Annotated in this window: 18 protein-coding genes, 1 tRNA gene and 1 pseudogene; 12 read left to right on the forward strand and 8 right to left on the reverse strand. The window is 62.7% G+C overall.

Annotated elements, in window-relative coordinates; genetic code table 11:
• The first annotated feature begins 2 nt into the window (after window positions 1-2).
• Together K7W03_RS16590 and K7W03_RS16595 are read left to right on the forward strand one after the other, a co-directional pair.
• A complete protein-coding gene (locus K7W03_RS16590; protein ID WP_020819339.1) occupies window positions 3-233 on the forward strand; it encodes a hypothetical protein in 231 nt (76 codons plus the stop codon).
• Window positions 230-2,263 (forward strand): 3'-5' exonuclease, encoded by a 2,034-nt coding sequence (locus K7W03_RS16595; protein WP_020819340.1) that lies wholly within the window; start codon window positions 230-232, stop codon window positions 2,261-2,263. The genes K7W03_RS16590 and K7W03_RS16595 overlap by 4 nt, the downstream gene beginning before the upstream one ends.
• Before the next feature lie 200 nt (window positions 2,264-2,463).
• Here K7W03_RS16595 and K7W03_RS16600 read toward each other — a convergent pair whose 3' ends face one another.
• Both K7W03_RS16600 and K7W03_RS16605 read right to left on the reverse strand, forming a co-directional pair.
• The gene (locus K7W03_RS16600; RefSeq protein ID WP_137709498.1) at window positions 2,464-4,668 is read right to left on the reverse strand and encodes a relaxase/mobilization nuclease domain-containing protein; all 2,205 of its coding nucleotides are present in this window, start codon (window positions 4,666-4,668) and stop codon (window positions 2,464-2,466) included.
• Window positions 4,665-4,964, reverse strand: a complete 300-nt coding sequence (locus K7W03_RS16605; RefSeq protein WP_020819342.1) for a hypothetical protein — start codon at window positions 4,962-4,964, stop codon at window positions 4,665-4,667. Before K7W03_RS16605 ends, K7W03_RS16600 begins: the two co-directional genes overlap by 4 nt.
• A gap of 1,199 nt (window positions 4,965-6,163) precedes the next feature.
• On the opposite strand from K7W03_RS16605, the gene K7W03_RS16610 reads away from it, so the two are divergent.
• The 4 genes from K7W03_RS16610 (at window position 6,164) to K7W03_RS16625 (ending at window position 8,675) form a co-directional block, all read left to right on the forward strand.
• Window positions 6,164-6,529: a hypothetical protein gene (locus K7W03_RS16610; RefSeq protein ID WP_020819343.1), complete on the forward strand. Its 366-nt coding sequence runs from the start codon at window positions 6,164-6,166 to the stop codon at window positions 6,527-6,529.
• Window positions 6,522-7,472, forward strand: a complete 951-nt coding sequence (locus tag K7W03_RS16615; protein ID WP_125445813.1) for a hypothetical protein — start codon at window positions 6,522-6,524, stop codon at window positions 7,470-7,472. The genes K7W03_RS16610 and K7W03_RS16615 overlap by 8 nt, the downstream gene beginning before the upstream one ends.
• A gap of 134 nt (window positions 7,473-7,606) precedes the next feature.
• On the forward strand, window positions 7,607-8,401 hold the full coding sequence (locus K7W03_RS16620; protein ID WP_037445258.1) for a hypothetical protein: 795 nt from the start codon (window positions 7,607-7,609) through the stop codon (window positions 8,399-8,401).
• 79 nt (window positions 8,402-8,480) lie between these two features.
• Window positions 8,481-8,675, forward strand: a complete 195-nt coding sequence (locus K7W03_RS16625) for a helix-turn-helix transcriptional regulator (RefSeq protein WP_020819346.1) — start codon at window positions 8,481-8,483, stop codon at window positions 8,673-8,675.
• A gap of 4 nt (window positions 8,676-8,679) precedes the next feature.
• On the opposite strand, the gene K7W03_RS16630 is transcribed toward K7W03_RS16625, so the two are convergent.
• Entirely contained in the window at window positions 8,680-9,972 is a 1,293-nt protein-coding gene (locus tag K7W03_RS16630) for a tyrosine-type recombinase/integrase (protein ID WP_031286278.1), read from the reverse strand.
• Window positions 9,973-10,316: 344 nt separating this feature from the next.
• A tRNA-Ser gene (locus K7W03_RS16635) sits at window positions 10,317-10,406 on the reverse strand.
• 122 nt (window positions 10,407-10,528) lie between these two features.
• Here K7W03_RS16635 and hspQ point away from each other — a divergent pair.
• The 3 genes from hspQ (at window position 10,529) to K7W03_RS16650 (ending at window position 13,691) form a co-directional block, all read left to right on the forward strand.
• Entirely contained in the window at window positions 10,529-10,900 is a 372-nt protein-coding gene (hspQ, locus tag K7W03_RS16640) for a heat shock protein HspQ (RefSeq protein WP_025549362.1), read from the forward strand.
• Entirely contained in the window at window positions 10,857-11,633 is a 777-nt protein-coding gene (locus tag K7W03_RS16645) for a GDSL-type esterase/lipase family protein (protein ID WP_222886835.1), read from the forward strand. The genes hspQ and K7W03_RS16645 overlap by 44 nt, the downstream gene beginning before the upstream one ends.
• 120 nt (window positions 11,634-11,753) lie before the next feature.
• Complete coding sequence (locus K7W03_RS16650; RefSeq protein ID WP_226870236.1) at window positions 11,754-13,691, forward strand: OPT family oligopeptide transporter; 1,938 nt, start codon at window positions 11,754-11,756, stop codon at window positions 13,689-13,691.
• Window positions 13,692-13,777: 86 nt separating this feature from the next.
• Here the strand turns inward: K7W03_RS16650 and K7W03_RS16655 are convergent, their stop codons facing one another.
• Window positions 13,778-16,579, reverse strand: coding sequence for a TonB-dependent receptor (locus tag K7W03_RS16655; protein WP_222886837.1), 2,802 nt, complete (start codon window positions 16,577-16,579; stop codon window positions 13,778-13,780).
• Window positions 16,580-16,759: 180 nt separating this feature from the next.
• On the opposite strand from K7W03_RS16655, the gene K7W03_RS16660 reads away from it, so the two are divergent.
• Entirely contained in the window at window positions 16,760-17,833 is a 1,074-nt protein-coding gene (locus tag K7W03_RS16660; RefSeq protein ID WP_222886838.1) for a phytase, read from the forward strand.
• 113 nt (window positions 17,834-17,946) lie between these two features.
• Window positions 17,947-19,263 carry an acetyl-CoA hydrolase/transferase family protein gene (locus K7W03_RS16665; protein WP_222886839.1) on the forward strand — a complete coding sequence of 439 codons (1,317 nt, stop codon included), beginning with the start codon at window positions 17,947-17,949 and terminating at the stop codon, window positions 19,261-19,263.
• Between the two features lie 68 nt (window positions 19,264-19,331).
• Here K7W03_RS16665 and K7W03_RS16670 read toward each other — a convergent pair whose 3' ends face one another.
• The 3 genes from K7W03_RS16670 to queF all read right to left on the reverse strand — a co-directional run bounded on the left by K7W03_RS16670 (window position 19,332) and on the right by queF (window position 22,977).
• The gene (locus tag K7W03_RS16670) at window positions 19,332-21,989 is read right to left on the reverse strand and encodes a M1 family metallopeptidase (protein ID WP_222886840.1); all 2,658 of its coding nucleotides are present in this window, start codon (window positions 21,987-21,989) and stop codon (window positions 19,332-19,334) included.
• Between the two features lie 188 nt (window positions 21,990-22,177).
• Window positions 22,178-22,441, reverse strand: coding sequence for a GIY-YIG nuclease family protein (locus K7W03_RS16675; RefSeq protein WP_037482640.1), 264 nt, complete (start codon window positions 22,439-22,441; stop codon window positions 22,178-22,180).
• Window positions 22,442-22,518: 77 nt separating this feature from the next.
• Entirely contained in the window at window positions 22,519-22,977 is a 459-nt protein-coding gene (queF, locus tag K7W03_RS16680; protein ID WP_025549356.1) for a preQ(1) synthase, read from the reverse strand.
• Window positions 22,978-23,078: 101 nt separating this feature from the next.
• Here queF and K7W03_RS16685 point away from each other — a divergent pair.
• A pseudogene (locus tag K7W03_RS16685) lies at window positions 23,079-23,460 on the forward strand (hypothetical protein); the annotation flags it as partial.

Genomic DNA, 23,460 nt, shown 5'->3' on the forward strand with positions numbered 1-23,460 from the left:
CGATGGCTGACTTGCACAGGATAGCAGACCTTCTCGAGGATTTGATCGAGGAGATCCGCGGCGTCAGGAACGATTTTAATGAGTTCACGGGCTACAATACTACCAAGATGCGTGATGCGGTTGATGATTTGGGAGATCGCATCGCGGGGGGTTTTGGTGGCATAGGCGGCGCATCTCTGGACGACATCAAAGTGGCGGTGGAGTCAGTCGAGAACGCCGTTGATCTAAAATGACACTCCTCTACGCTTCGACCTTCACTAAGGCGCTAGATCGCCTCACTGCTGCCGAGCAGAAGCAGGTGAAGATCACCGCTTTCGATCTGGCCCAGGAGGAAAGCGGCAATGGCCTGTCGATTCATCGTGTCGAGGCGGCACCCGGTTTCTGGACGGCGCGCGTCAGCCAGGACATCCGGATCGTTCTGCACAAGGATGGCGAGCACACGCTCTTGGCGTGGGTCGGACATCATGACAGCGCCTATCGCTGGGCCGAACGCCGCAAGCTGGTACCGCACGAGCGCACCGGCGCAATGCAATTAGTCGAGGTAGTTGAGCGGAAAGAGGAGCGCCTCGCTTTTATTAAAATGGTCGAAGGTTCCGCACCCGCCACGGTTGCGGTGCATTGCCCATTTGCTCAATTGTCCGAAGACGACCTGCTGAATGTCGGCGTACCTCGCGATTGGCTGGACGCGGTCAGATCTGCTGACGAAGCGAGCGTAGATGGTCTGTTTGCGTCCCTTCCGGATGAAGCGGCCGAGGCTCTGCTCGACTTTGCAACGGGTGGCCGGCTGCAGGACCATGTCGGGCTTCAGGCTGACGCGGGCGCAGATCCGTTCACGCATCCGGATGCACAACGTCGATTCCGTGTGGTCGACGGGATCGACGAACTTAAGGCGGCGCTGGACGCACCCTTCGCTCAATGGGTGGTATTTCTGCATCCCGCACAGCGCGCATCGGTGACGCGGGACTGGAACGGGCCTGCGCGCATCTCCGGATCGGCTGGCACAGGGAAGACGATCGTCGCACTACATCGCGCCGTTCATTTGGCGCGCGGGGCGAATGCGCGTGTGCTACTCACGACCTTCTCGAAGCCGCTCGCTGCGAGTCTCGCCGACAAGGCCAACCTGATGGCAGACGCATCACCGGAAATTCGTGCGCGGTTGACGGTGCGGGCTATCGATCAGGCCGCCCACGAACTCTATACCCATGCCTTCGGGCAACCTAACCTGGCGACTGCGTCTCAGGTTATGGCAGCAATTAACGCCGCAGTGGAGGCTGGACTTGGTGCCGGCCATAGCCCCGCCTTCCTCTTGGAAGAGTGGGACGAATTGGTCGATGCTTGGGGATTACACAATCTGGAAAGCTACGCAGGAGTGCCGAGGGTCGGTCGTCGCACTCGGCTGGGTCCAAAGCAGCGAGAAAGCGCGTGGAAGGTTTTCGCCTTCGTGCGCGAACGACTAAGGTTGCGCGGTGTCGTAACAGCTGCGAACATATATGGTCGCCTCACCCAATGGATCAGCGAAGGTGGGCGACTGCCCTTCACCCATGTGGTCATCGATGAAGCGCAGGATCTTTCCGTCGCCCAAGCGCGATTTCTGGCCGCCGTCAGCCGGTCAGGTTCGCCGGATGCGTTATTCTTCACCGGCGACCTCGGACAGCGCATCTTCCACCTGCCCTTTTCTTGGGCAAAGCTCGGTTTAGACGTGCGCGGCCGCGCGCAGGTACTGAAGGTCTGCTATCGCACGTCGCACCAGATCCGCCGCACCGCTGATCGCCTGCTGACGCCAGAAATCATCGATCAAGACGGAAATGAGGAACAGCGGTGCGGAACGGTGTCAGTGTTTGACGGTCCAGAGCCACTGATCAAACTTTTTGATGTTCACGAAGACGAGATCACGGGTGTTTCGGATTGGTTGCGCGCCAGATTGTCAGAAGGCATCTCCGAATCCGAAATTGCAATCTTAGTTCGCAGCAAGCACCAACTTGCCCGTGGCCGCGCCGCGGTCAAGGCGGCCGGCACAGAACTGCCCGTCATTCACATACACGACGCCAAAGGTCTGGAATTTAGGGCAGTCGTGGTCATGGCGTTGGATGAGGACGTCCTCCCGGATCCCGAACGGCTGGCCGGCATCGGTGACATGGCCGAGCTAGAAGCCGTCCAAGATGCCGAGCGCCATCTGCTTTATGTTGCGGCGACCCGAGCACGCGATCACCTGATGCTCTCTGGCGTTTCGCCCGGGTCCGAGTTCCTGGACGATGTGACTTGACCGTATACCCTGCGGACGCGTCTAAAAGGATCGGGCAGCAGAACCAACGAAATGCCTCACGAGGTTTCTCTTGATTGTGCAGCTCGAAAGCTTTCCAACTGGCAAGCGCTTCGTTTGGTAGCCCTCATCCGACCTTTGCGCGCATGTAGAGGCAAACCCATTCGTCCCGAACAGACAATGTTTTCCACCCTTTCTCCCACTCAATCGCCGATGCCGCCCCGGACGGGCGGCAGCGTGGGCATTTCCGGTTCGATCGCTGCGAACCTATCAGATCTATCTCGCTGCTGCTCGAACTGAGCAGCCTGCCAAAACTGTCGCCTAGCGTCTCGCGTTGCCCGGCGCTCATGTTCACGTTCACGTTCGCGTTCACGTCGAGCCTGTTCGACCCGTCTTAACATCATAGCAAAATCGGGATCATCGAAGGCCAGGAAAACGGCGCGGCCAAGCCGATCCTTCCTGCCGCTGAACGACTTCACGACATCGTCTTTCACAAGCGCTACCGGCCAAACGCAGAGTTCACGTTCAACAAAATCGAGCATGGCTTCACGTTGGCGGCGGAGAAGCGCTTGGATATCTTCGTCCTCGTTGAACAGCGCCGCCATATGCAAGGCCGGCTGGGGGTCGAACTGATCCTCTTCATATTCAACCTCTAGATTTCCATCAGCAAGCCGACGGACCGGGACATAACCGAAGTCGTCAAGGTCAGACATTAGCTGCCGGATCGTCGCCTTTCGAACCGGATCCTCCGTGTGGCTGACAAATGGCATTTCTACCGGTTGATCTGGCTCAGCGCCGATTTCCGGGCGCGACTCGGCAGGCGATGCGCTCACCAGCGGCTGTCCATCCGGACCCACTAATGACAGACCAAGTTCAGCGCCTCGTTCAGCGCACTTCTGCAAAAACGCGTCCGATCCCCGTACCCGGATTGATCCCCATCGCTCCGCCGCCATCAAAAGCGCCGCGTCAACCGCATCGACGATATCGGGCTGATGAACAATGATGATGCTGCCATGGTCGGTCAGCATCAGCCTATCCTCGGCATCATAGTAACGGGTCTGCCACTTCTCAGTCTCAGGGCGGAGGCTTGCGGGAGCCCTCCAGTCGGCCTCGCGGCTAGGGGACGAAGGAAGCAGGATGGCGGGTGAGGCGATTTCTGGAGGGAACGGCGGCGCGCCAGCTTTCTTCCATTCTTCCAACTTGATAAAGCGCGCATCGGTGCAGGACCGAATGGCGGCTCTGAACGCCTCATCCACTTGGCGAATGGCCGCATCGCGCTCTCCTCGAACAGCTTCGGCGACTGCGGTGACCGATCGGCGAGGCAAGTCTTTGATCATCGCCTCCGCCCAGTCGCGGATCGACGCGACAGCCGCCCGGCGATCTGCTCGAAGCCGGGCAAGCTGCGCCTTGTGGGCGACGCGATAAGCTTCGAATGGACCGTTGCGACCGCGCTCGCTTGACACGAAGGCGCCCCAACGCTTCTCCAAAGGCGTGAGCGACAGCTCGCGCGCAATACGTGATGCTTTCTCCGATTGCTCCCCCAGATGAATGCGAGCCCCGCTTCCCCGTTTTTCATACGACAGACCGGCCGCATAGAGGCGGCAATGAAACTCTTCCCAGCTGGCGCTGGCTGAGAGCGCCCCCAGGATATTGTCGCGCTGATCGAGCATGGCAGGGGCAATGGCGTTTCGGTCGCGTGTCCGGACGCGTCGGCCGGAGGGGTCGCGGATCATGACTTCGGAATCGAGTATTGGAGGCTCGACGCCATCCTGACCGGCGGACCAACGACGCGCCTTGGCGTCAAACACGGCACCCCCGCGTGCATAATAAAGCGCGTTGGGTTCTGGCGACCAACCCTGTCTCTCCTCGACCAGGGCGATAGCCTGGTGCAGATCGTCCACAAGCCATTCGCTGCCGGCGGCGGCACCGGTAGCCTTGTCGATGCGCAGCGCGGCAATGTGGACATGCCGAGTTTCTGTGTTGACGTGCTCGGCGTAAATAGCAGCGCAGCGGTCCAGCCCGGCGGTCTCGAGCAGAATGTCTACCGCTTCGTCGACCTGTTCTGTTGTTGGCACCTCGCCACTGCGCCAGCTCACGATGATGTGAACCATCGGGTACTCGACACGCGGGGCGGCGGAAGCTGTGGCGAGCATCTCGATCTGTTGCTCTCGCAAAGTGCCGGTTATCAGATTTCGCGCGCCCACATGTCCGGCTTTCTCCCCAGGCTCAACGCCGAGTTCGGCCGCATGATGGAGATATTCGGAGAGCGACCGCACCCGATCTTTGTCGGCGATCGCCAGCGCCCAGGGATCGGCATCAACCACATATCTGGTAAGTGCATAGACATCGTCGCGCAGCTTCGTCGGCAGCCCAGGCTGGCGGGCGATCTTGATGAGCTTGACGATCATTCCGCGGCCTCGGCACGCGCCGCCTCGGTCAGCGCCCGGACCGTGACCAGCAGCTCACGGCGAATTGGGTCGTCCAGCTGGCAGACATCATCTAGACGGTGATGGATGCGCAGAAGCTGCGCGAGACAAGCCATCAGCGGCGCCCCGTCTTCGGGCTGGCGCAAGACGCGCGACCGAACCAAGGCGCTTCGTGTCTTGCCCACATTCGCAGCGTCCACTTCAAGGCGCCGCGCCTCGGGCGGGGTGACGTGAATGGTAATCGACACTCGCGTATCGACAGCTTTGTTCTTGCTCATAATCCCCCTTCAGCGCGAGAAGGTTCCCCGCCGAGCGCATGGGTCTGGTTACAGGCCCCATCCTGCTCACCTATTTCCTCCACAAATGTCGGCAGCCCGTCCGCCGGGCGTCCGACAAAGCTCCTACCGCTCCCACCTTCATACCGGGGCCGGCCATGCGGCCAGATTGTCAGGCCCCTCGTCGCTACTTTGATCTGCGCATTGCAGTTCACCGGCATTGGCACGCGCCGTGCGGTCTCCTTGCAAAAGCCTAGCGATGGACGGTTCTTCTCGTGATCCACGGGGAGGGCTAAGACGCCGCCAATCTTGATCCGCGCAACCACATGGCCGCGCGACGCATTTCCCGACGCGAAGGATCTGCAAAGCCGTCTATGGGCCGCTTCGGGCCCTGCCGGCTTCGCCTTCAAGGGGACATCAGCCGACGCGGCGTGATATGGGGCGGCTCGCCCGCTGCCGGTCGGCTTGGAACGGCACCGCGTATCAGCGAAATACCAAGTCACATGACTGGCGCTAAATATGCGTTGCCAACTTCGTGGAGTGGTCCTCGCCACTTCCTCCAACGCCTCATGAAGGTGCTGGGAGATCAGCCAGTCTCCGGTTACCGCTCTCCCACTAGCGAGGCTATGCCGGCCGCCATGCGCGTACCGCCGTGCCGCCAGTCGGCCCGCTTGCGGATCCGTCGGGTTGGGAGTCTGACGATCCGCAAACCCGCTGCAGCATGAGGCATTCACTCGCGCCGCGTCTCCCGGCAGCTGCTTGCTCGGAAAGATAGCTCCCCGATAGACAACAGGCGCTCCATTCGGCTGTCGCGCATTCGCGAGCGGAGAGTCGGCCGAGCATTCGGCCTCTACGCCAGGCCGTTGTCTAGAGCGCGTCACTGACGCGGCAACAACGGTGCGGGCAGCGCTACACGACTCGACACCGCGTAACGCCATATGTGAGCCGTCGCCAAGAAGTTCCTGGTCGCCGTCAGAGCACCTGCGCACTATCCGTTCGGTCAGTCGAACAAAGTTGCACACAGCGTTGTAAGGATCGGGCGAAAGACCGGGCATGCAGCCGAGGTGATCCCCGCCGGGGTAGTGGTCAACGAGAGTGATCACCAAATTCAACGAACGCCGCCAAATGCAACCACCTCAACCGGGGTAACTATTCACCGCCCCGCCGTGTGACTTACGCCAGTGTCGAAAGGGGAAAGTCATATGAAGGAAATAGACAAATGGCGGCGGGATGCTGATCGCCTCCTCGCGGCGCCAGTCGAGCGCAAGCGCTCACTCAACAGCGTCATCGGCAAGGTGGACGATAGGTTCGAGCCGATCATGGCAGCACGCCGACGCGGTATGACCTGGGCAGTCATCGCGGCTGCGCTGGCACACGATGGCTCTGTAAAGGAAGAGTCGGTCGAGAGCGCGTTCCGCCGTCTTTGCGATGAGCGCGGGGCCGTCCCGCCGCGCCGGACGCCCAACAGTTCCAGGAAGAAATCGGCTAAAGTTTCGGTCGCAACGCCGCCATCACAATCTAACGGGACGTTCTTCGGTCAGCGCTGGGTGGATGGTGGCGATGACTGACAGCCCTCTCATCAAAGGCGCTATGATAGCCCCTGCGCAAGCCTTCACGGTTCATATCACCATCACCCCGAAGGGTGGGGCTGGCAAGACCGAAGTCGCGAACGTCCTCGAGGCGGCCCTTTCGCTGAGTGGTCATCGTCCCGTGTTGATTGACGTCGATGACGGCAATCGTGGACTGACCCGCGGCATCGGGAAAGATCATGTGGTTGCGCTCAACTGGGCCAGCGGCCCTACAGACGCTCCGGATTGGGTCCGCCGTTACGCCTCTGGTGACGCCCCGATGATCTTCGATCTCGGCGCCGGACTCATGAGCGCTGACCTTCCAATTCTCGACTTCCTAAGTTCGGTATGGCGTTTGCTCTACAATCAGGGGGCGAAAATTGTGTTCCACTGCATCGTGTCCACAAATGCCCCGACAAGCCGCTTTATCGGCCAAATTCTAAAAGACTATGGTCGGATTGCCGAAGTTTTGATCGTGTGCAATGATCAGGACCGTTCCGCATCCTTCCCGGCCGACATCACTGGTCGCGAGAACCGTCAATTGAAGCTGGATCATCTCGCCCCCGGGCTTCAGGCCGTTCGATTGCTGCGAAAGGCGCCGTTGAGCGCCCTCATCGCTGAGCCGATGCAGGGCTACTCAATAGCAACGAAGATGATCGCGGCGAGAGTGTACCGCTTCGCATGCCAACTCGCTGCAGCATCCCTGCTAGATCCGGCACGCCTCGCTACACTTGAAGCCGCAGCAGCAGGCGTTCCACGCCTCCGTTATACTATCGACCAGCTCGCGGATGCCACGGACGATCGAATCGGGCGCAACGCTCGACTTTCTAAGGCTCATCGGAGGTTGGTTGCGGCCGATTTAAATCCGTCCGGACTGCTCTCTGCGGCCGAAGACTATCGCCTCGCACATGCGGCTTGGGTCGAAAGGATTTCCGCAATGTAATCATTGATTTACGTTCGTCGCCGTAATTGGGCCTCCCCGATTACGGCGAGGAAACCATGCCTTCACAGAAGCCACTGCACGCACCGACAGCCTACGAACTCCGCAAGAGGGTCGTAGACCCCGCAACTGCCAAGATGATATTTGATAGAGATTTTGCTTTAGCCGCCTTCGGTGCCGGCGTACCGGGGCGGAAGAGCCCCAACCGTAAGGTCGCTATAACGCAAAGTGCTGCTGACCTCATCGGGAAGGTAGGTCATGCTGATCTGGCTTGGTCGTGCCTGGCCTATCTCCTTTCCATCGAGAGCGGCCACGAGAGACTGGAAGAGACGGGCTTTCTCGCGTTGATCCGGCAGATCCGTGACGCCGCTGCCACCATCACACTGGCTGCTGACCAACTGACTGATCAGCTGGTCAAGCATGATCGTGAAACCGGCTACTACGAGCAGCTGAGAGGCAGAGCGCTACATCATATGGCGCTAGCCGTTCACGGACGCTGGGCCCGATTTGTACCTCCGGCCGAATTTATGCTGCAGACAATACCGAAGCGTGACGACAATCCTCTCTCAGATGGTCGATGGCAGCACGGCCTTTCACTTGCCGGACTGTACAACGAGGCTGACAATATCCTGAGGAACTATGAACGGATCAATGAGGAGATGCAGCGGGAAGGCATGAGCGTGATGGTCGGCGGCAACCGAGCGGATCATGAGCGTGATGCTTTCGTCAGAGATCTCGCTGAGATCTACGAGCGCGTGTTCGCACGCAAACCCTCGGGACGTGACGCCAAAAACGGCATGCCTTCACCATTTGTGCGCTTCGTCAATTGCGTATTTAAGGAATTCCCAGCTACCCACGATGTTGATCCTAGAAGGTATCGGCCACCCTCATCAGCCACGGTGCGAACCATCCTTGCAGCGCGGGTCGCGTGATCCGCGTTCCAAATCAATAATGCCGGTTTTCAGCTGATCCAAAGCGAACCAGTCTGTCCTCATTAAAAAGGGGGACACCATGTCGCATACCATACAGAAGTTCATTCGCCTCAAACAGATCGCGGCCTTGCTCAACTGCAGCCAGACCAGCGCGACCCGCTACGCCAAGCTCAACGGCTTCCCCGATCCCTTCTATATTGGCGGAAGCAAAATGTGGGTCGAAGCGGAAGTTATGGCTTGGGTGATGAGCTGCCGCCGCTCGCGCCGGGCCTGATCGCTCAAATCTTGCGTCGCCGCCGGCCCTGGACGATGTCCTGGGCCGGCTTTGCGCCTTCTAGCAACATCTCGGACCAGATCGTCGCGAGTTTACGCCGGCGCTCTATATAGCCTGCGCGATTGTAACGAAGTTCGCTGGCGCTGATGCCCGTCGGGATGTGTGCAAGCATCAGGTCAACGATCATGGGGTCACGCGGCCCACCATTCTCAATGACCCACTCGTTCATTATCGTGCTAAAGGCCGACCTCCAGCCGTGCGGAACGTGGCGACGGCGAAGGCCCTCGCGTAGATATAGATAGCTCAGAGCATTTTCGCTCAGCGGCTTCTGAATAGAATGCTGGCCCGGAAAAACGTATTTGCTATCAGCGCTAAACTTCCAGGCTTCTCGCAGAACATCAACTGCAGCAGGCGAAAGCGGCACAGGGTGATCGAAGCTGTCATCCTGCCGTTGCGTGATCTCCTGCTTCATTTTTTCGGCAGGCACGATCCAGATCGCATCTCGATTTTGGTCAGCTTCCAAATTGCAGTCGTGGATCTCTTCCCAACGCAGCCAGCGGATCATGCCTGGCCGCTGGGCGGTAAGAGCCAGAAAGCGAGACGCCAGCTTCACAATTGGCGTCACCTCTGCCTCTTCCACGATCTTCAGCACCTCACGCACCTTTCTGATCTGAGTCTCGGCTGGCCACCGACGCGTTGGCGGCTTGGCCTTGAGGATTTTCGCGAGAGGTGCTGCAGGATCGGCAGTGACACGCTTTTCACCGATGCCATAAACGAAAATGGCTGAGATGCGTTGGCGCAACCTGTGCGCCGTCTCTATGGCGCCGCGATCTTCGACCTTCTTAAGTGTGGCTTGGATATGGGCCGTATCGATGGAGGTTGCGGGCAGCGCACCAAGGTCACCGAACACATCCCGTTCAAGGCTCTCGATGACGTCCTTGGCATGGACGGGCTTCCAGCGCGGCGTCTGCTTTGCATACCATTCGCGGGCGAGCAGCTCGAACGTGTCAGTCGCAGCCAGACGATTGGCGAGCACGACGCGCTTCGCTTCAGTGTTGGGATCCTTCCCCTCCCTGAGTAGGCGCTTGTCCGCATCCCGCTGCTCGCGAGCATCCCGGAGGCCCAACTCTGGATAGGTGCCCAATGTGCGCAGCCTCTCCTTGCCGCCGTACCTATATTTAAGACGCCACGACCGGTGGCCCGTCGGCGAAACATGCAAGTATAGCCCCCCGGTGTCCGCCAGCTTGTATGCTTTGTCCTTGCCCTTAGCAGCCCGGCACTGTGCGTCCGTCAACATTGAACTAATTTTCCTCAACAGCCTGCGATTGCGCAGGATTCAGACCAGCTAGGCTCAGCTCTTCGCTGGGCTCAATCACCCCCAGCGCAGATGCGATCGTTTGACATTGATTGGCGAAAGTTGCTCAGCCGTGCGGGAGCAGCCAGTGGCGGCGACGCGGAATCAGCACACGCGCTGCTGTCCTCTACAATACCCCCATACCCGAGGCATCATACCCCGACCGCTACCCCCACTAGGGTGGCATCAACCGAATATCGGTGGTGATGATTGGAGAGGAATGATCGCCATAAGTCGCTGAGAACCGGGGATTCTGGCCACAGCTGGTACCAATTGGCGAGGGTAGTTGGCGGAGAGGGAGGGATTCGAACCCTCGGTACCGTTGCCGGCACGCCGCATTTCGAGTGCGGTGCATTCGACCACTCTGCCACCTCTCCGCAGAAGGTCCGGCGCATGCCGTTCCGGTCGAGCGGCGGCCATTAGCGAATGATTTCACCCTTGCCAAGCAGCGACGAGCATTTTTCTTGTTTCGCACCGCAAGCATCCTAAATTGCGTCATATGAACGATATGATTCAGATTTTCGGACCCGATGTGACCCCCCCGCCGATCGTCCACGCCCGCTTCAGCATTGGGGACGTGGTGCAGCACCGCCTCTTCGGTTTTCGTGGCGTCGTGTTCGACATCGATCCGGTCTTCGCCAATAGCGAGGAATGGTATCAGGCCATTCCCGAGGACATCCGGCCGGACAAGCATCAGCCCTTCTACCATCTGCTCGCTGAAAATGGCGAAAGCAGCTATGTCGCCTATGTCAGCCAGCAGAATCTGGTCGCGGACGACAGTGAGGAACCTGTCGACCATCCCGCCATTTCCGGCATGTTCGGCACCTATGCGAACGGCAAATATCAGCTCCGCCCGCTGCATCGGCACTAGGCGCGGCCTCAAGGCGGGCCGGGCGCTGATCGGCCTTGCCCTGCTGCTGGGGTCCGGCGGCCTGCTGCACGCCGCCACGCAGGCGCCGGCGCTGAAGGTCAATCCCGACCCCAGCTTTCCCTTCTCGCGCGAGATCGAGGCATTCGCCAGGGCCAATGAGGCCGGTCCTCCGATCACCGACGCCACCCTGTTCCTGGGCAGCTCCAGCATCCGCCTGTGGGACATAAGCGGCAGCTTCCCCGACATCAGCACCGTCAACCGGGGCTTCGGCGGCGCGACCACGCCGGATGTGCTGCATTATTACAAGCGCCTGCTGCCCAAGGCGAAGCCGCGCTCCATCCTCGTCTATGTCGGGGAAAACGACCTGGCAGCAGGCGCCACCCCGGCCGAGGTCGCGAACAACGTCCTGACCCTGCTCAGGCAACTCCGATCCGACTATCCCAAGGCGCATATCGCCTATCTGTCCCTGAAGCCCAGCCCGATCCGCTGGACGCTGTGGCCGAAAATGGCCGCGGTGAACATGACGGTCGCGGCACGGGCGCGGGTGAGCCGCTTCGATTATCTGGATGTCGGTCGCGTGCTGCTCGCCCCGGATGGCCTGCCCGATGCGTCGCTGTTCCGACCCGACGGGCTGCATATGAACCCGCGCGGCTATACGCTCTGGACGCGGCTGGTCGACGCCTATCTGGATGCCGCCGCCGCAGCCGACCTGAAGCCCGGCGCCTCCTCCTGACGCCTCTGCGCGCACTTTCCGATTGATCCAAGGCCAAGCAACATTATTACCGGACGCTGATAAAACAGCCGCAGGCAAGGGGACAGACGAGTGACAAGTGATTCGGCCAAGGCGGCCCCCATGGCGGAGCTGACGCTTCGCGGCGTCATATTGGGCGCGCTCATCACCCTGCTGTTCACGGCGGCCAACGTCTATCTGGGCCTGAAGATCGGGCTGACCTTCGCCACCTCCATCCCCGCGGCCGTCATTTCCATGGCCGTGCTGCGGCTGTTCGCGACCGGCACGATCCTTGAAAACAACATAGTGCAGACCATCGCGTCGGCGGCGGGCACGCTGTCGGCCATCATCTTCGTGCTGCCCGGCCTGGTCATCATCGGCTGGTGGCAGGGTTTCCCCTATTGGCTGAGCGCCTTCACCATCGCGCTGGGCGGCATATTGGGCGTCATGTATTCGGTGCCGCTGCGCCGGGCGCTGGTGACGGGGTCCGACCTGCCCTATCCCGAGGGCGTAGCTGCCGCCGAAGTGCTGAAGGTCGGCGCGGGATCGCGCGAGGGGCTGGAGGAGAACAGGCGCGGCCTGGCCGCCATCGTCGCCAGCTCGATCGCCGCCGCAGCCTTCGCCATCCTCGCCAAGACGAAGCTGATCGCGGAGGAGGCCGCGACCTTCTTCAAATTCGGCGCGGGCGCGTCCAGCGTCTCCACCAGCTTTTCCATGGCGCTGATCGGCGTCGGGCATCTGGTCGGCCTGTCGGTCGGCATCGCCATGTTCTTCGGCCTGCTGATCAGCTGGGTCGGGCTTGTCCCCTATCTCACCGCGCCGCTCGCGGCCGGCGCCGATCTGGCCGATCTGGTCGGCACCACCTTTCGGATGAAAGCGCGCTTCATCGGCGCCGGCACCATCGGCATCGCGGCGATCTGGACCCTGCTCAAGATATTGGGACCGATCGTCAGCGGCATCCGGTCGGCCATAGCCGCGGCGAAGCTCCGCAAATCGGGCAATGCCGGCCTGCTCGACCTTACGGAACGCGACCTTCCCATCGGCATCGTCGGCGGCACCATAATCGCTTCGCTGCTGCCGATCGCGGTGCTGCTGTGGATCTTCGCGCAGGGCGGGCCGATCGCGGCCAACCCGGTGCCGATCATCGTGCTGACGCTGGCCTATATCCTGGTGGCAGGCATCGTCATCGCCTCGGTCTGCGGCTATATGGCGGGGCTGATCGGCGCGTCGAACAGCCCGATTTCCGGCGTCGGCATTCTGGCGGTGCTGGGCGCCTCGCTGATACTGGCGGCGATCTACGGATCGGGCGGCGACCCGAAACAGGCGCAGGCGCTGATCGCCTATGCGCTGTTCGTGACCGCCATCGTCTTTGGCGTCGCAACCATTTCCAACGACAATCTCCAGGACCTGAAGACCGGCCAGCTTGTCGGCGCGACGCCGTGGAAGCAGCAGATCGCGCTGGTGCTGGGCGTGATCTTCGGCGCCCTGGTGATCCCGCCCGTACTGGACCTCCTCAACAGCGCCTTCGGCTTCGCGGGCGCGCCGGGCGCCAAGGCGACCGCCCTCCCCGCCCCGCAGGCCGCGCTGATCTCCGCCCTGGCGAAGGGCGTGCTGGGCGGCGATCTCGACTGGGGCCTGATCGGCTTCGGCGCAGGCATCGGCGTGCTGGTGGTCGCCATTGACGAACTGCTGGGCAAGGCGGGCAAGCTGCGCCTGCCGCCCCTGGCCGTCGGCATGGGCATTTATCTGCCGATGGCGCTCACCCTGCTGATCCCGGTCGGCGCGGTGATCGGGCATCTCTACAATCGCTGGGCGCTGCGCCAGTCCAACCCCGAATTTGCCGAGCGCATGGGCGTGCTGATGGCGACCGGCTTCATCGTCGGGGAAAGCCTGTTCGGTGTCGCCTTCGCAGGGATCGTCGCGGCGACGGACAGCGACGCGCCCATGGCGCTTGTGGGGGAAAATCCGTGGGCCGTGGTGCTTTCGGTGATTGCCTTCTTCGGCATCATCACAGCGCTGTATGCGCGGTTGCGGCGGTGGGCGAGTGCCCCCTTGGGGTGAAGCTTACCCCCGCCCATGGGAACCGGGATGACAGAATAGGGGGGGCCGCCTCAAGGCAGCCCCCTCTCCCTCAAGCCTCCGCTGGATCAGAAGTTGAACCGGATGCCGCCCGTATAGCGACGGCCGAAGCGTTCCCACTCGATCGTCTGGTTGCTGCTGTCGGGCGCCTGCACGCCGCTGGCACGCAGCAGGCTGCCCGGGTCGGAGAAGCGGCGGCCGGGATGGTTGAGCAGGTTCGAGGCGTCGAAGTAAATCTCGAAATTCTTCGTGATCGCATAGCGCGCCGAGAAATCCAGCTCGTCGTCCGAGTCCCAATAAGTGTCGCCAGCGTCCGCCAGCGTATCGGAAACCGTGTCCAGCCATTTGCTGCGGTTCTGATATTGCAGGCGGATCGACAGGCCGTATTTCTCATAATATCCGCCGATATTGTAGACGAAGTCGGACGTGCCCGGCAGGCGCACTTTGCGCGCCGGAATGCCCTCGACGGCAGGCTTTTCGACCTTGCTGTCATTGAGGGTAAGATTGGCCGAAATACCGAAGCCGCCCATGAAGGAAGGAAGACCCAGATTCTCCGTCCAGGGCTCGAGCTGGAACTGCGCGGCGGCTTCCATGCCATAGATGCGGCCCGAACCGCCATTGGTGATACGGCTATAGCCATAGTCGGAGCGGTCGATCCCGCCGGAATTGAGGTCGGTCAGGCCATAGGTGCGCCGCTGATTATACAGCACGTCCTCGACATGCTTGTAGAACAGGCCGACCATCAAATAGCCCTGAGGCTTCACATACCATTCGAAATAGGTATCGACGCCATAGGCCCGTTCCGGCTTCACATCGGGGTTGCCGCCCGAAATCACGCGGTCGCTGTCGTTCACGACGAAGTTCGGCCGCATCTGATCATAATCGGCGCGCGCCGCACCGCTGTTGAAGGAGAAGCGCAGCTTCTTGCTGTCGTCGATATTGTAATTGATGTGCAGGCTGGGGAATGCCAGCGTCTGGCTGGATTCCCGCGTTTCCGGCGTGGAAACCGCCGGTCCGCTGACAGGCGTGACCGTGGCGATCGCAAAGCCATGGTTCTTGACATGCTCGACACGCACGCCGCCCACGACCGAGCCCCAGTCGTAGTGGACAGTGCCCATCAGGAAGCCGGCGAGCACCTCTTCCCGTACCCTGTAGTTGTTTCCGGTGTTGGGTGCGAAGGCATAAGCCGCCCGCGCCGCTTCGGAAGCCGCCCGCATCTTGTCGGTATCGAAATAGCGGAAGGTGTAGCCCATGGGGATCTTGCCCAGGAACTTCTGGTCGATCGAGAACTGGTTGTAGTCGGTCGGCAGGACGGTCGCGGCCTGCGCGGCATTCAGCGTGATCTGCTGCTCGTCGGCGGTCTTGGTGCGGCGGTCATACTGGAACCCCGCCTTCAATGTCGCATGCTCCAGTTCGCGCGCCAGGACCAGGCGGCCGGTATAGGCCTTGGTCGTGTCGACCGCATCCAGCACGGTGAAGCCTGAAAGCGGCTTGGTGAAATCGTCGACCGCCGTGACCTGCGCGCCCGCCGTGTAGCGCGTCGGGCTGGCGAGTTGCAGCGTGCGGTAGAGCGTTAGGCGCGAAAGATTGGGATCGCTGAAGTCATAGGCCACGGTCGGCCGCAGCGTGCGCGTGCTGGGGCTGTCCCAGGTCGCTTCGCCGACGATCGATCGGTCGTCCTTGGATTCGGTGTAGTTGCCGACCCAGCTCAGCTTCCAGCCATCGGCAAATTCATGATCGCCCGCCAGCGTGTTGGTGAAGATCGACTGGCGGAAAGCGCGCAGGGTCGAGCGCTGGCGGATGTCGATGCCATAGATCGTGCCCTTCTGCGGCGTGTTGCCGATGCAGACATCCGCATAGCCGGTGGTGGTCGGCATGGTGTTCACCGCGGTCGGACAGGCGGCCGAGCCGTTCGACAGGTCCGACTGGCGGTCGTCCAGGTCGAAGCGGTAATTGTCCCGCGCTTCATCGTCGGTGAAGATGGTGTAGACCGACCGCAGCGAAATGCTGTTGGCCTCGTCCGGTTTCCAGTCGACCCGGCCCGAAACCGACCAGTTCTTGCGGGTCAGGCGGTACAGCTTGTTCTCCGCCTCATGCGCCCAGAAGCGGGTGGCGTTGCCGGGGCGCTGGTCCTGCGACACCCGCTCATAGTCGGTCTCGAAATTGTCCGTGACCATGTTGCGCTCATAATAGCTGCCCGACAGCAGCACGCCGATTTCACCGATGCCCGTCTGGAATCGGTCGGAAACGACCAGCGCGCCTTCATATTCCTTCTTGTCGCCCAGTTCGGCAAAGCCAAGGCCGCCCTTCCCCGCCAGATGGAAGCCGTCATAGTCGAAGGCCGAACGGGTGATGACGTTCACATTGCCCGCGACCGTCTCGCCTGGCATGTCGGGCGTCACCGCCTTGGACACGATGATCTTGCCGGCAATGGCGGACGGGATGGAATCGAAGCGGGCGTCGCGGCCCTCGGGGCTCACCACATTGATGCCGTCGAACGACAGGGTGGTCCAGGTCTTGGGCGCGCCGCGCAGGTTGATGTAGCGGGCCTGACCCTGGTCGCGCTCGACGCTGATGCCCGGCAGGCGGCTGGCGGCCTGGGCGATGTTCTGGTCGGGCAGGCGGCCCACGGAATCCGACGCGGCGACCGTGACCAGCGAGTCCCAGTTCTTCTGGATTTCCAGCGCGGCGGCTTCGGATTCAGCGATCGGGCGGGTGCCGGTGACGACGATCGCTCCCATATCCTCTTCCGCGGCAGGAGCCTGCGCCATGGCTTGGGTCGACGCCAGGGCCCAACCGGCAATGCCGCAGGCCAAAGCCAGACGAACGGACGGCACGCCGGCGCGCCGCCGGATGAAACTATGCTGCATATGATCCCCCTGTTGGAACGGCCTTGTCGAATAGGCTTGGCGGGGCACCTAGATCGCCGGGAATACAATCGCGTGAAATTATGGTGACAGAACAGTGACATGCCGGGCGATATTCCGGCTGGGCCTGTCACATCATCGTCATGAAGCGCGTCCAAGAGGCGCCGCGAACGGGGGAACTTCATGACGAGACCTTTATCCGTCGCCCTTTGCGCGACTCTTCTGCTCGCCGCTTGCGCCGCGCCAGCGCCCGAACGCCCGCTGGCCCAGCGCATCGCCAACGCCACTCCAGCCGCGACCGTCACCGCGCGCGGGGAAACCGCCCCCGTCGGCACCCCCAATGCCGACGCGGCGGACGATCCGGCGATCTGGCGCAACGCCGCCGATCCAGGGCAAAGCCTGATCGTGGGCACCGACAAGAAGGCGGGGCTCTATGTCTATGGGCTGGACGGCAAGACCCGCGACTTTCTCGACGCGGGCCGGGTCAACAATGTCGACCTGCGGGACGGCGTGGGGATCGCCGGTCAAAGCGGCATATTGGTGGCCGCCAGCGATCGCAACGACCTTGCCCATGCGAAGCTGGCCCTGTTCCGCCTCGATCCCGCCACCGCGAAACTCTCGGCGCTCGGCAAGGTCGATGCCGGGCGGGGCGAAGCCTATGGCGTCTGCCTCTATCGCGCGGCGAGCGCGACCTACGCCTTCGTCGTGCTGAAGGACGGCACGGTGAACCAGATCGCGCTCGACATGTCCGACGCCACGCCCAGGGGCAGCATCGTCCGGACCTTGAAGCTTGGCTCCCAGGCGGAGGGATGCGCGGTGGATGACCGCACCGGCATGGCCTATGTGGCGGAGGAGGATGTCGGCCTCTGGCGCTTCGATGCCCGCGCCGGCGGGTCCGCGACGCCCGCCAGGATCGCCGCGGCGGACGGCAGGAACCTCGTCATGGATGCCGAAGGCGTCGCCATCGCGCCGATGGGCGAGAAGGACGGCTATGTCCTCGTCTCCAGCCAGGGGGACAATGCCTATGTCGCCTATCGCCTGAGCGACGACAGCTATGCCGGCCGCTTCCGCGTGGTCGACGGCGCCATAGGCGGGTCGGAGGAAACCGACGGCATCGACCTGATGCTGGGCGATTTCGGGCCGGACTATCCCGGCGGGCTGTTCGTGGCGCAGGACGGCCACAATGCAACGGCGGCCCAGAATTTCAAGCTGGTCGCATGGGACGACATCGTCCGGGCGCTCGGCCTCGCCCGCTGAAAGCTTCCCCGGCTTGCGCAGGGGGCGTGCAAGCAAGACGCCCCCCTACTTTCGTCGCCATTGCACTCCCGCGCCAACGGCGCGACAATCCCCCGAAAGCCGGGGAGAGAAGGATGTCCATCACAGAAAAATATCGCGCCAGGACCATGTCGGCGGCTGAGGCGGCCGCACTGGTCCCGGACGGCGCGAAGATGGTCGTCGGTCTCGGCGTCAGCTACCCGCCCGCGCTGATGGATGCGCTGGCCGTCCGCGTCCGCTCGGGCGATCTCACCGGCGGCACGCTTTACTGCATGCTCGCCTGCGCCGCGGCCAGCGAGTCCATCCTCGCGCCCGACCTTCACGACCGCATCCGCCATGTCAGCCTGTTCCACGGTGGCGTCGAACGGGGGAACGACGCCCTGCGCGCCGGCAGCGCGCAAGGCCTGGTCGAAACCCTTCCGGTGCAATTCCACCAGATACCGCGCATCCTGACCGAGCATCTGCGCGTCGATACGCTGTTCGTCACCGTTTCGCCCATGGATGCCGACGGCTGCTTCAGCCTGGGCACCAACACCGATTACGCACTGATGGTCGCGCGCAGCGGCGCGCGGCTGATCGTGGAGGTCAATCCCGCCATGCCCTATGTCCATGGCGACTGCAAAATTCCGCTCTCGGCGGTCACGGCCATCGTGGAAAACCATGTCCCCCTGGTGCAGATTCCGCCCCTTCCGCGCACGCCCAATGACGATGCCATCGGCGCGATCATCGCCGGCATGGTGGAGGACGGCGCCTGCCTGCAAATGGGCATCGGCGCCGTGCCGGACGCGGTCTGCGCGGCGCTGATGGATCATCGGAACCTCGGCATCCATACCGAACTGCTCACGCCCGGCCTCGTCGGCCTGATCAAGGCCGGCGTGGTCGACAACAGCGGCAAGAAAATCCATCCCGGCCGCTCGGTCTTCACCTTCGCCATGGGCGACCAGGGCCTTTACGACTTCCTGCACGACAATCCGGCGCTGGAGGCGCATCCGGTCGAGCATGTGAACGCGCCGCACATCATCGCGCAGAACGACAGGGTGATTTCAGTCAACGCCACCATTCAGGTGGACCTCAGCGGCGCCTGCAACTCCGAATATATGAACGGCCGCCAATATAGCGGCACCGGCGGCCAGCTCGATTTCGTGCGCGGCGCCTATGCGTCGAAGGGCGGCCGGTCGATCATCGCCTGCCACTCGACGGCGGCGAAGGGGACGGTCTCGCGGATCGTGCCATGGCTCGACGGCCCCGTCACGACGCCGCGCACCGACACCCACATCGTCGTCACCGAACATGGCTGGGTCGACCTGAAGGGCAAGACGCTGTCGGAACGCGCCCGCGCGCTGATCGGGATCGCCCATCCCGATTTCCGGGAGGAACTGGAACGCGGCGCGTTCGAGCGGCGGTTGCTGTAAGAATTCCTCCCCATCGAAAGATGGGGAGGACCAAAAAAAGGCGGTGGATCGCTCCACCGCCCCCCGTCTCACTTCCTGGCGAACCAGGCGAGCAGCGCAGGCTTCAGCCGCGCCCGCGTCTCGATCCGCGTCTTGATCGCGGCGATGGAGCGATCCACCACCTTGCGCGATTCCGGCGTCAGATATTGGGTCGCATAGGCGTCCAGCTTCGTCACCATCGCCGGATCGGCGGAGTTGCCGCCCAGCCGCGCAATCGCCTGGCTCCGGGCCGACACGTCGATCATCGCCTCATATTGCTGGCGGTGCGCCAGTACATAGTCGACGGCAAGCATCGAATGCTCCCCGCCCACGGCGGAGATGATCGCCGCGCTGGTCGTCTTGCCCGGCTCGTCCGTCATGGCGAGGTCCAGCGCCTTCTTCGCCAGCGCCTCATCCTTGGCGACGCCCAGCAGCGCGAACACCGTGCTCTTTTCGAGGTCCGTCTTCGCCCCATTGGCCATGGCGCGCAGCCTGTCCCAGGTCGCGGCGTCGGCATTCTCGGCAATGATCCGCAGCCAGACATTGCGCAACGGCCCGTCCAGCGCCGCCGGGTTGCCGGCCAGCGCGGCGAAGCGCCTGTTCGCCTCCGCCACCACGGCCTGGTCGCCCATGCCGCCCAGCGTCGACACCAGCGCCGACCGCAGGACCGGCACCTGCGGATTCTCGCCCGGCCTGGCGTCGAAACCGACGGTCGCCAACACGGGGCTCAGCTTCTTCGAGGCATAGGCGGCCACCCGCGCCTGCGCGGCCTTGTCGCTCTCCAGCATCATATGGGCGCTGTCGAGATAGTCCGGCACCTCCGCCAGCACGGCGGGGCTGGCCGTCGCGGGCACGGCGTCAATCAGGTCGAGGGCCAGTCCCATGGGCTGATAGCCGCCCAGGCCAAGCTGGAAATTGTCCGCCAGCAGGCCGATCTGGTCCATGGAGGCGAGCTTGGTGAAGTCCTTCGCAAGGGCCTTCACATTCGCCTCCGGATAGAGCGAGCGATAATAGCCCGTCTGCCCCGCATTGATGATATAGGCGCCGCAGCCCGGCAGCGTGACCTGCGCCGAGCCATTGAGGATCAGCCGCTGCTGCGCCCCGCCGCCCGCTTGACCGATAGCCTGCGCCATCACCGGCACATTCCATTTGAGCGGCGTCTTGTCCTTGCGGTCGCGGCTGAACTCGCCCTGCGAAAGCGACAGGATGGTCGAACCGCCCTGGCACTGGGCGCTGTCCACCTTCACCAGCGGAATGCCCGGCTGGCTGGTGAAATCATGCGCGATGCCCACCACGCCCTTGGCGCCCGCGCCTTCGACCGCCTTCCACAAATCGTCGGTCACGGTGTTCCCATAGGCATGCTGCTTCATATAGGCGCGGATGCCCGATCGCCACGCATCCTCCCCGGCAAAGCCCTCCAGCATGGTGATGACCGCCTCACCCTTTTCATAGGTGATGTCGTCGAACGCCTGGTTCACCTCATCGACGGTGTGGATCTTCTGGAGGATCGGGTGGGTCGTCGCCAGCGAATCGAGGCTCATCGCCCGCTCGCGGCCATTGACGCGGGAAAGCAGCATTTCCCATTCGGGGTTCAGCTTGTCCGTGACCTTGGTCGCCATCCAGCTTGCGAAACCCTCGTTCAGCCAGAGGTCGTCCCACCAGGCCATGGTGACGAGATCGCCGAACCACTGGTGCGCCATTTCATGCGCGACGATGGAATAGATGGTCCGCCGCGTGCTTTCCGACGTGAAGCGCGGATCGACCAGCAGCGCGCGTTCGAAGGTGAAGATCGCGCCCCAATTCTCCATGGCGGAGAAGAACTGGCTCTGTCCCGGCCCGGCGACATTGTCCAGCTTGGGCAGCGGGAAGGGCACGCCGAAATAGTCGTTATAATAAGGCAGGATCGCCGCCGAGGCATCGAGCGCGAGTTGCGCCTTGCCCGTATTCCCCTTGCCGGTGATCACCCCGACCTCGGTCGCGCCCGCCTGTTTGGTGGCGCGCTCCAGTTCGCCCAGACCGAAGAACAGCAGATAGGAGGACATTTTGGGGCTGGTGCCGAAAGTCACCAGCTTCTTCCCCGATCCGGCGTCGCTGCTGCCCTTGACCGGCATGTTGCTGACCGCAAGCTGGTCGGCGGGGATGACGGCGGAAAGGTCGAACGTCGCCTTGTAGCTCGGCTCGTCGAAGCTCGGCACGAAACGGCGGGCGTCGGGCGCCTCGAACTGGGTGAAGAGGGCGCGCTTCGCCTGACCCGCATTGTCGGTATAATCGAGCGCGAACAGGCCGTTCGCCTGCGTGTTGATGATCCCCGCATAGTCGATGGCAAGCTTGTAGCTGCCCGGCTGGACCGGCTTGCCGAAGTCGAAGGTGACGGTCTGCGCGGCGGCGTCGATCTTCGCGGTTCCCTTTACCGCCTTGCCCTTTGCGGGAGTCAGGGTGACGCTGCTCACCGTCAGGTCGGCGGCGTTCAGCACCAGCGCAGGCATCGCCTGCGTCACGGTGACGTCGATGGTCGTCTTGCCCGTGAACTTCAGATTGGCCGCATCGGGGGTGACGGTGATGGCATAATGGCTTGGCGCGGCGCCACGGGGCAATTGGGTGGTCACGCCCGCGGCGGGTCCGGCAGGCGCCGTCTGCGCCAGCGCCGGCATCGCCATGGCAAGCGGCGCGGCCGCCAGCATCAGCGGAAGGATCTTCGAAAAGGACATGAGGTTCGCAACTCCGACAGGTTGGAACGGCGCGGCAAAAGGTTCGCGCCAGGATGACAGGGGGATCGCCCCTTTCGCTTCACCGGTCAAGCCGGGCGTCCCACCGATGATGTCGTTGGTCGAATGTTGTTGTTCGTTTGTCAAACAAAGAGCTTCGTCATCCCAGCGAAAGCTGGGATCTCAGGCCGCTACGCGATGAAGTCGGACAAATCCCGCCACTCAGGATTGCTCTGCTCGATCAACTGAAGCTTCCAATCCCGCTTCCAGGCCTTCAGCGCCTTCTCCCGGGCGATGGCGTCATCGACCCGGCCATGCTCCTCGGCCAGCACCAGCCGATGCAGATTATATTTGCGACAGAAATCCGAACCCATGCCGCGACGGTGCTGATCGACGCGAACGGCAAGGTTGGTGGTAATCCCTACATACAACACGCCACGGGGCTTGTTTGTCATGATATAGGCCCAGCTTCGCCTCGCGGTCACGCATTGCCTCCTGAGATGCCAGCTTTCGCTGGCATGACGACAAAGGCTCAACCCCGCCCGCGATAGCCCGGCACATCCTGCGACGGCAGCCATAGCCCCGCTGGCGGCTCGCCCGATTGCCAGAACACATCGATGGGAATGCCCCCGCGCGGATACCAGTATCCGCCGATGCGCAGCCAGATCGGGTTCATCTCCGCGAACAGCCTCTCCCCGATTCCGACCGTGCAATCCTCATGGAAGGCGGCATGGTTGCGGAAGGAGCCCAGGAACAGCTTCAGCGACTTCGATTCGACGATGGTCGCGGCGGGCGCATAGTCGATCACCAGATGGGCGAAGTCCGGCTGCCCCGTCACCGGGCAGAGCGAGGTGAATTCCGGCGCGGTGAAGCGCACCAGATAGGGCTTTCCCGGCCGGGGATTGGGCACATAGTCGAGTACGGCGTCTTCGGGACGCGCAGGCAGGGCACTGGCCTGGCCCAGATGAAGTGGAGTCGGCATGTCAGTCATGGCAGGCCATCTACGCCATTGCACGGCAGATGTCATCGCCGCGCCTCTCTTGCCTTTCGTTCATGGCGGGTTCACTTGGGCGGATGCCTTGGCTGCCACCCATGGGGTTCCGCTTCTCGCTTCTGTTCGCCGCGCCGCTGCTGCTGGCTACGCCTGCCTTCGCCCAGCAGGAAAATAGCGCCGATCCGGTCTTCAACCTCCCGCGCACCCAGCCGCAGACCCAGACCAATCCCAATGCACAGGGGCCGGAACTGGACGTGTTTCGTGGCGCGCCCACCACGGTGACGCCGCCGCCGGTCGTCGCGCCGACGATCCAGCTTCCGCCCATCGCCGCCCCGGCGCCTGCCCAGCCGCAGCCGCAAAGCCAGCCCGCCCGGCCATCCGCCGGGCCGGAGCGCGCGCCGCAAGCTGCACCGCAGAGCCAGGCCCCGGCCGAAAAACCCGCCCCAGTGGAGACGCCTCCGCCGCCATCCCCCATCGAAA

Origin of the sequence: Sphingobium sp. PNB, assembly GCF_019873065.1 — a bacterium.
Lineage (GTDB): Bacteria > Pseudomonadota > Alphaproteobacteria > Sphingomonadales > Sphingomonadaceae > Sphingobium > Sphingobium fuliginis.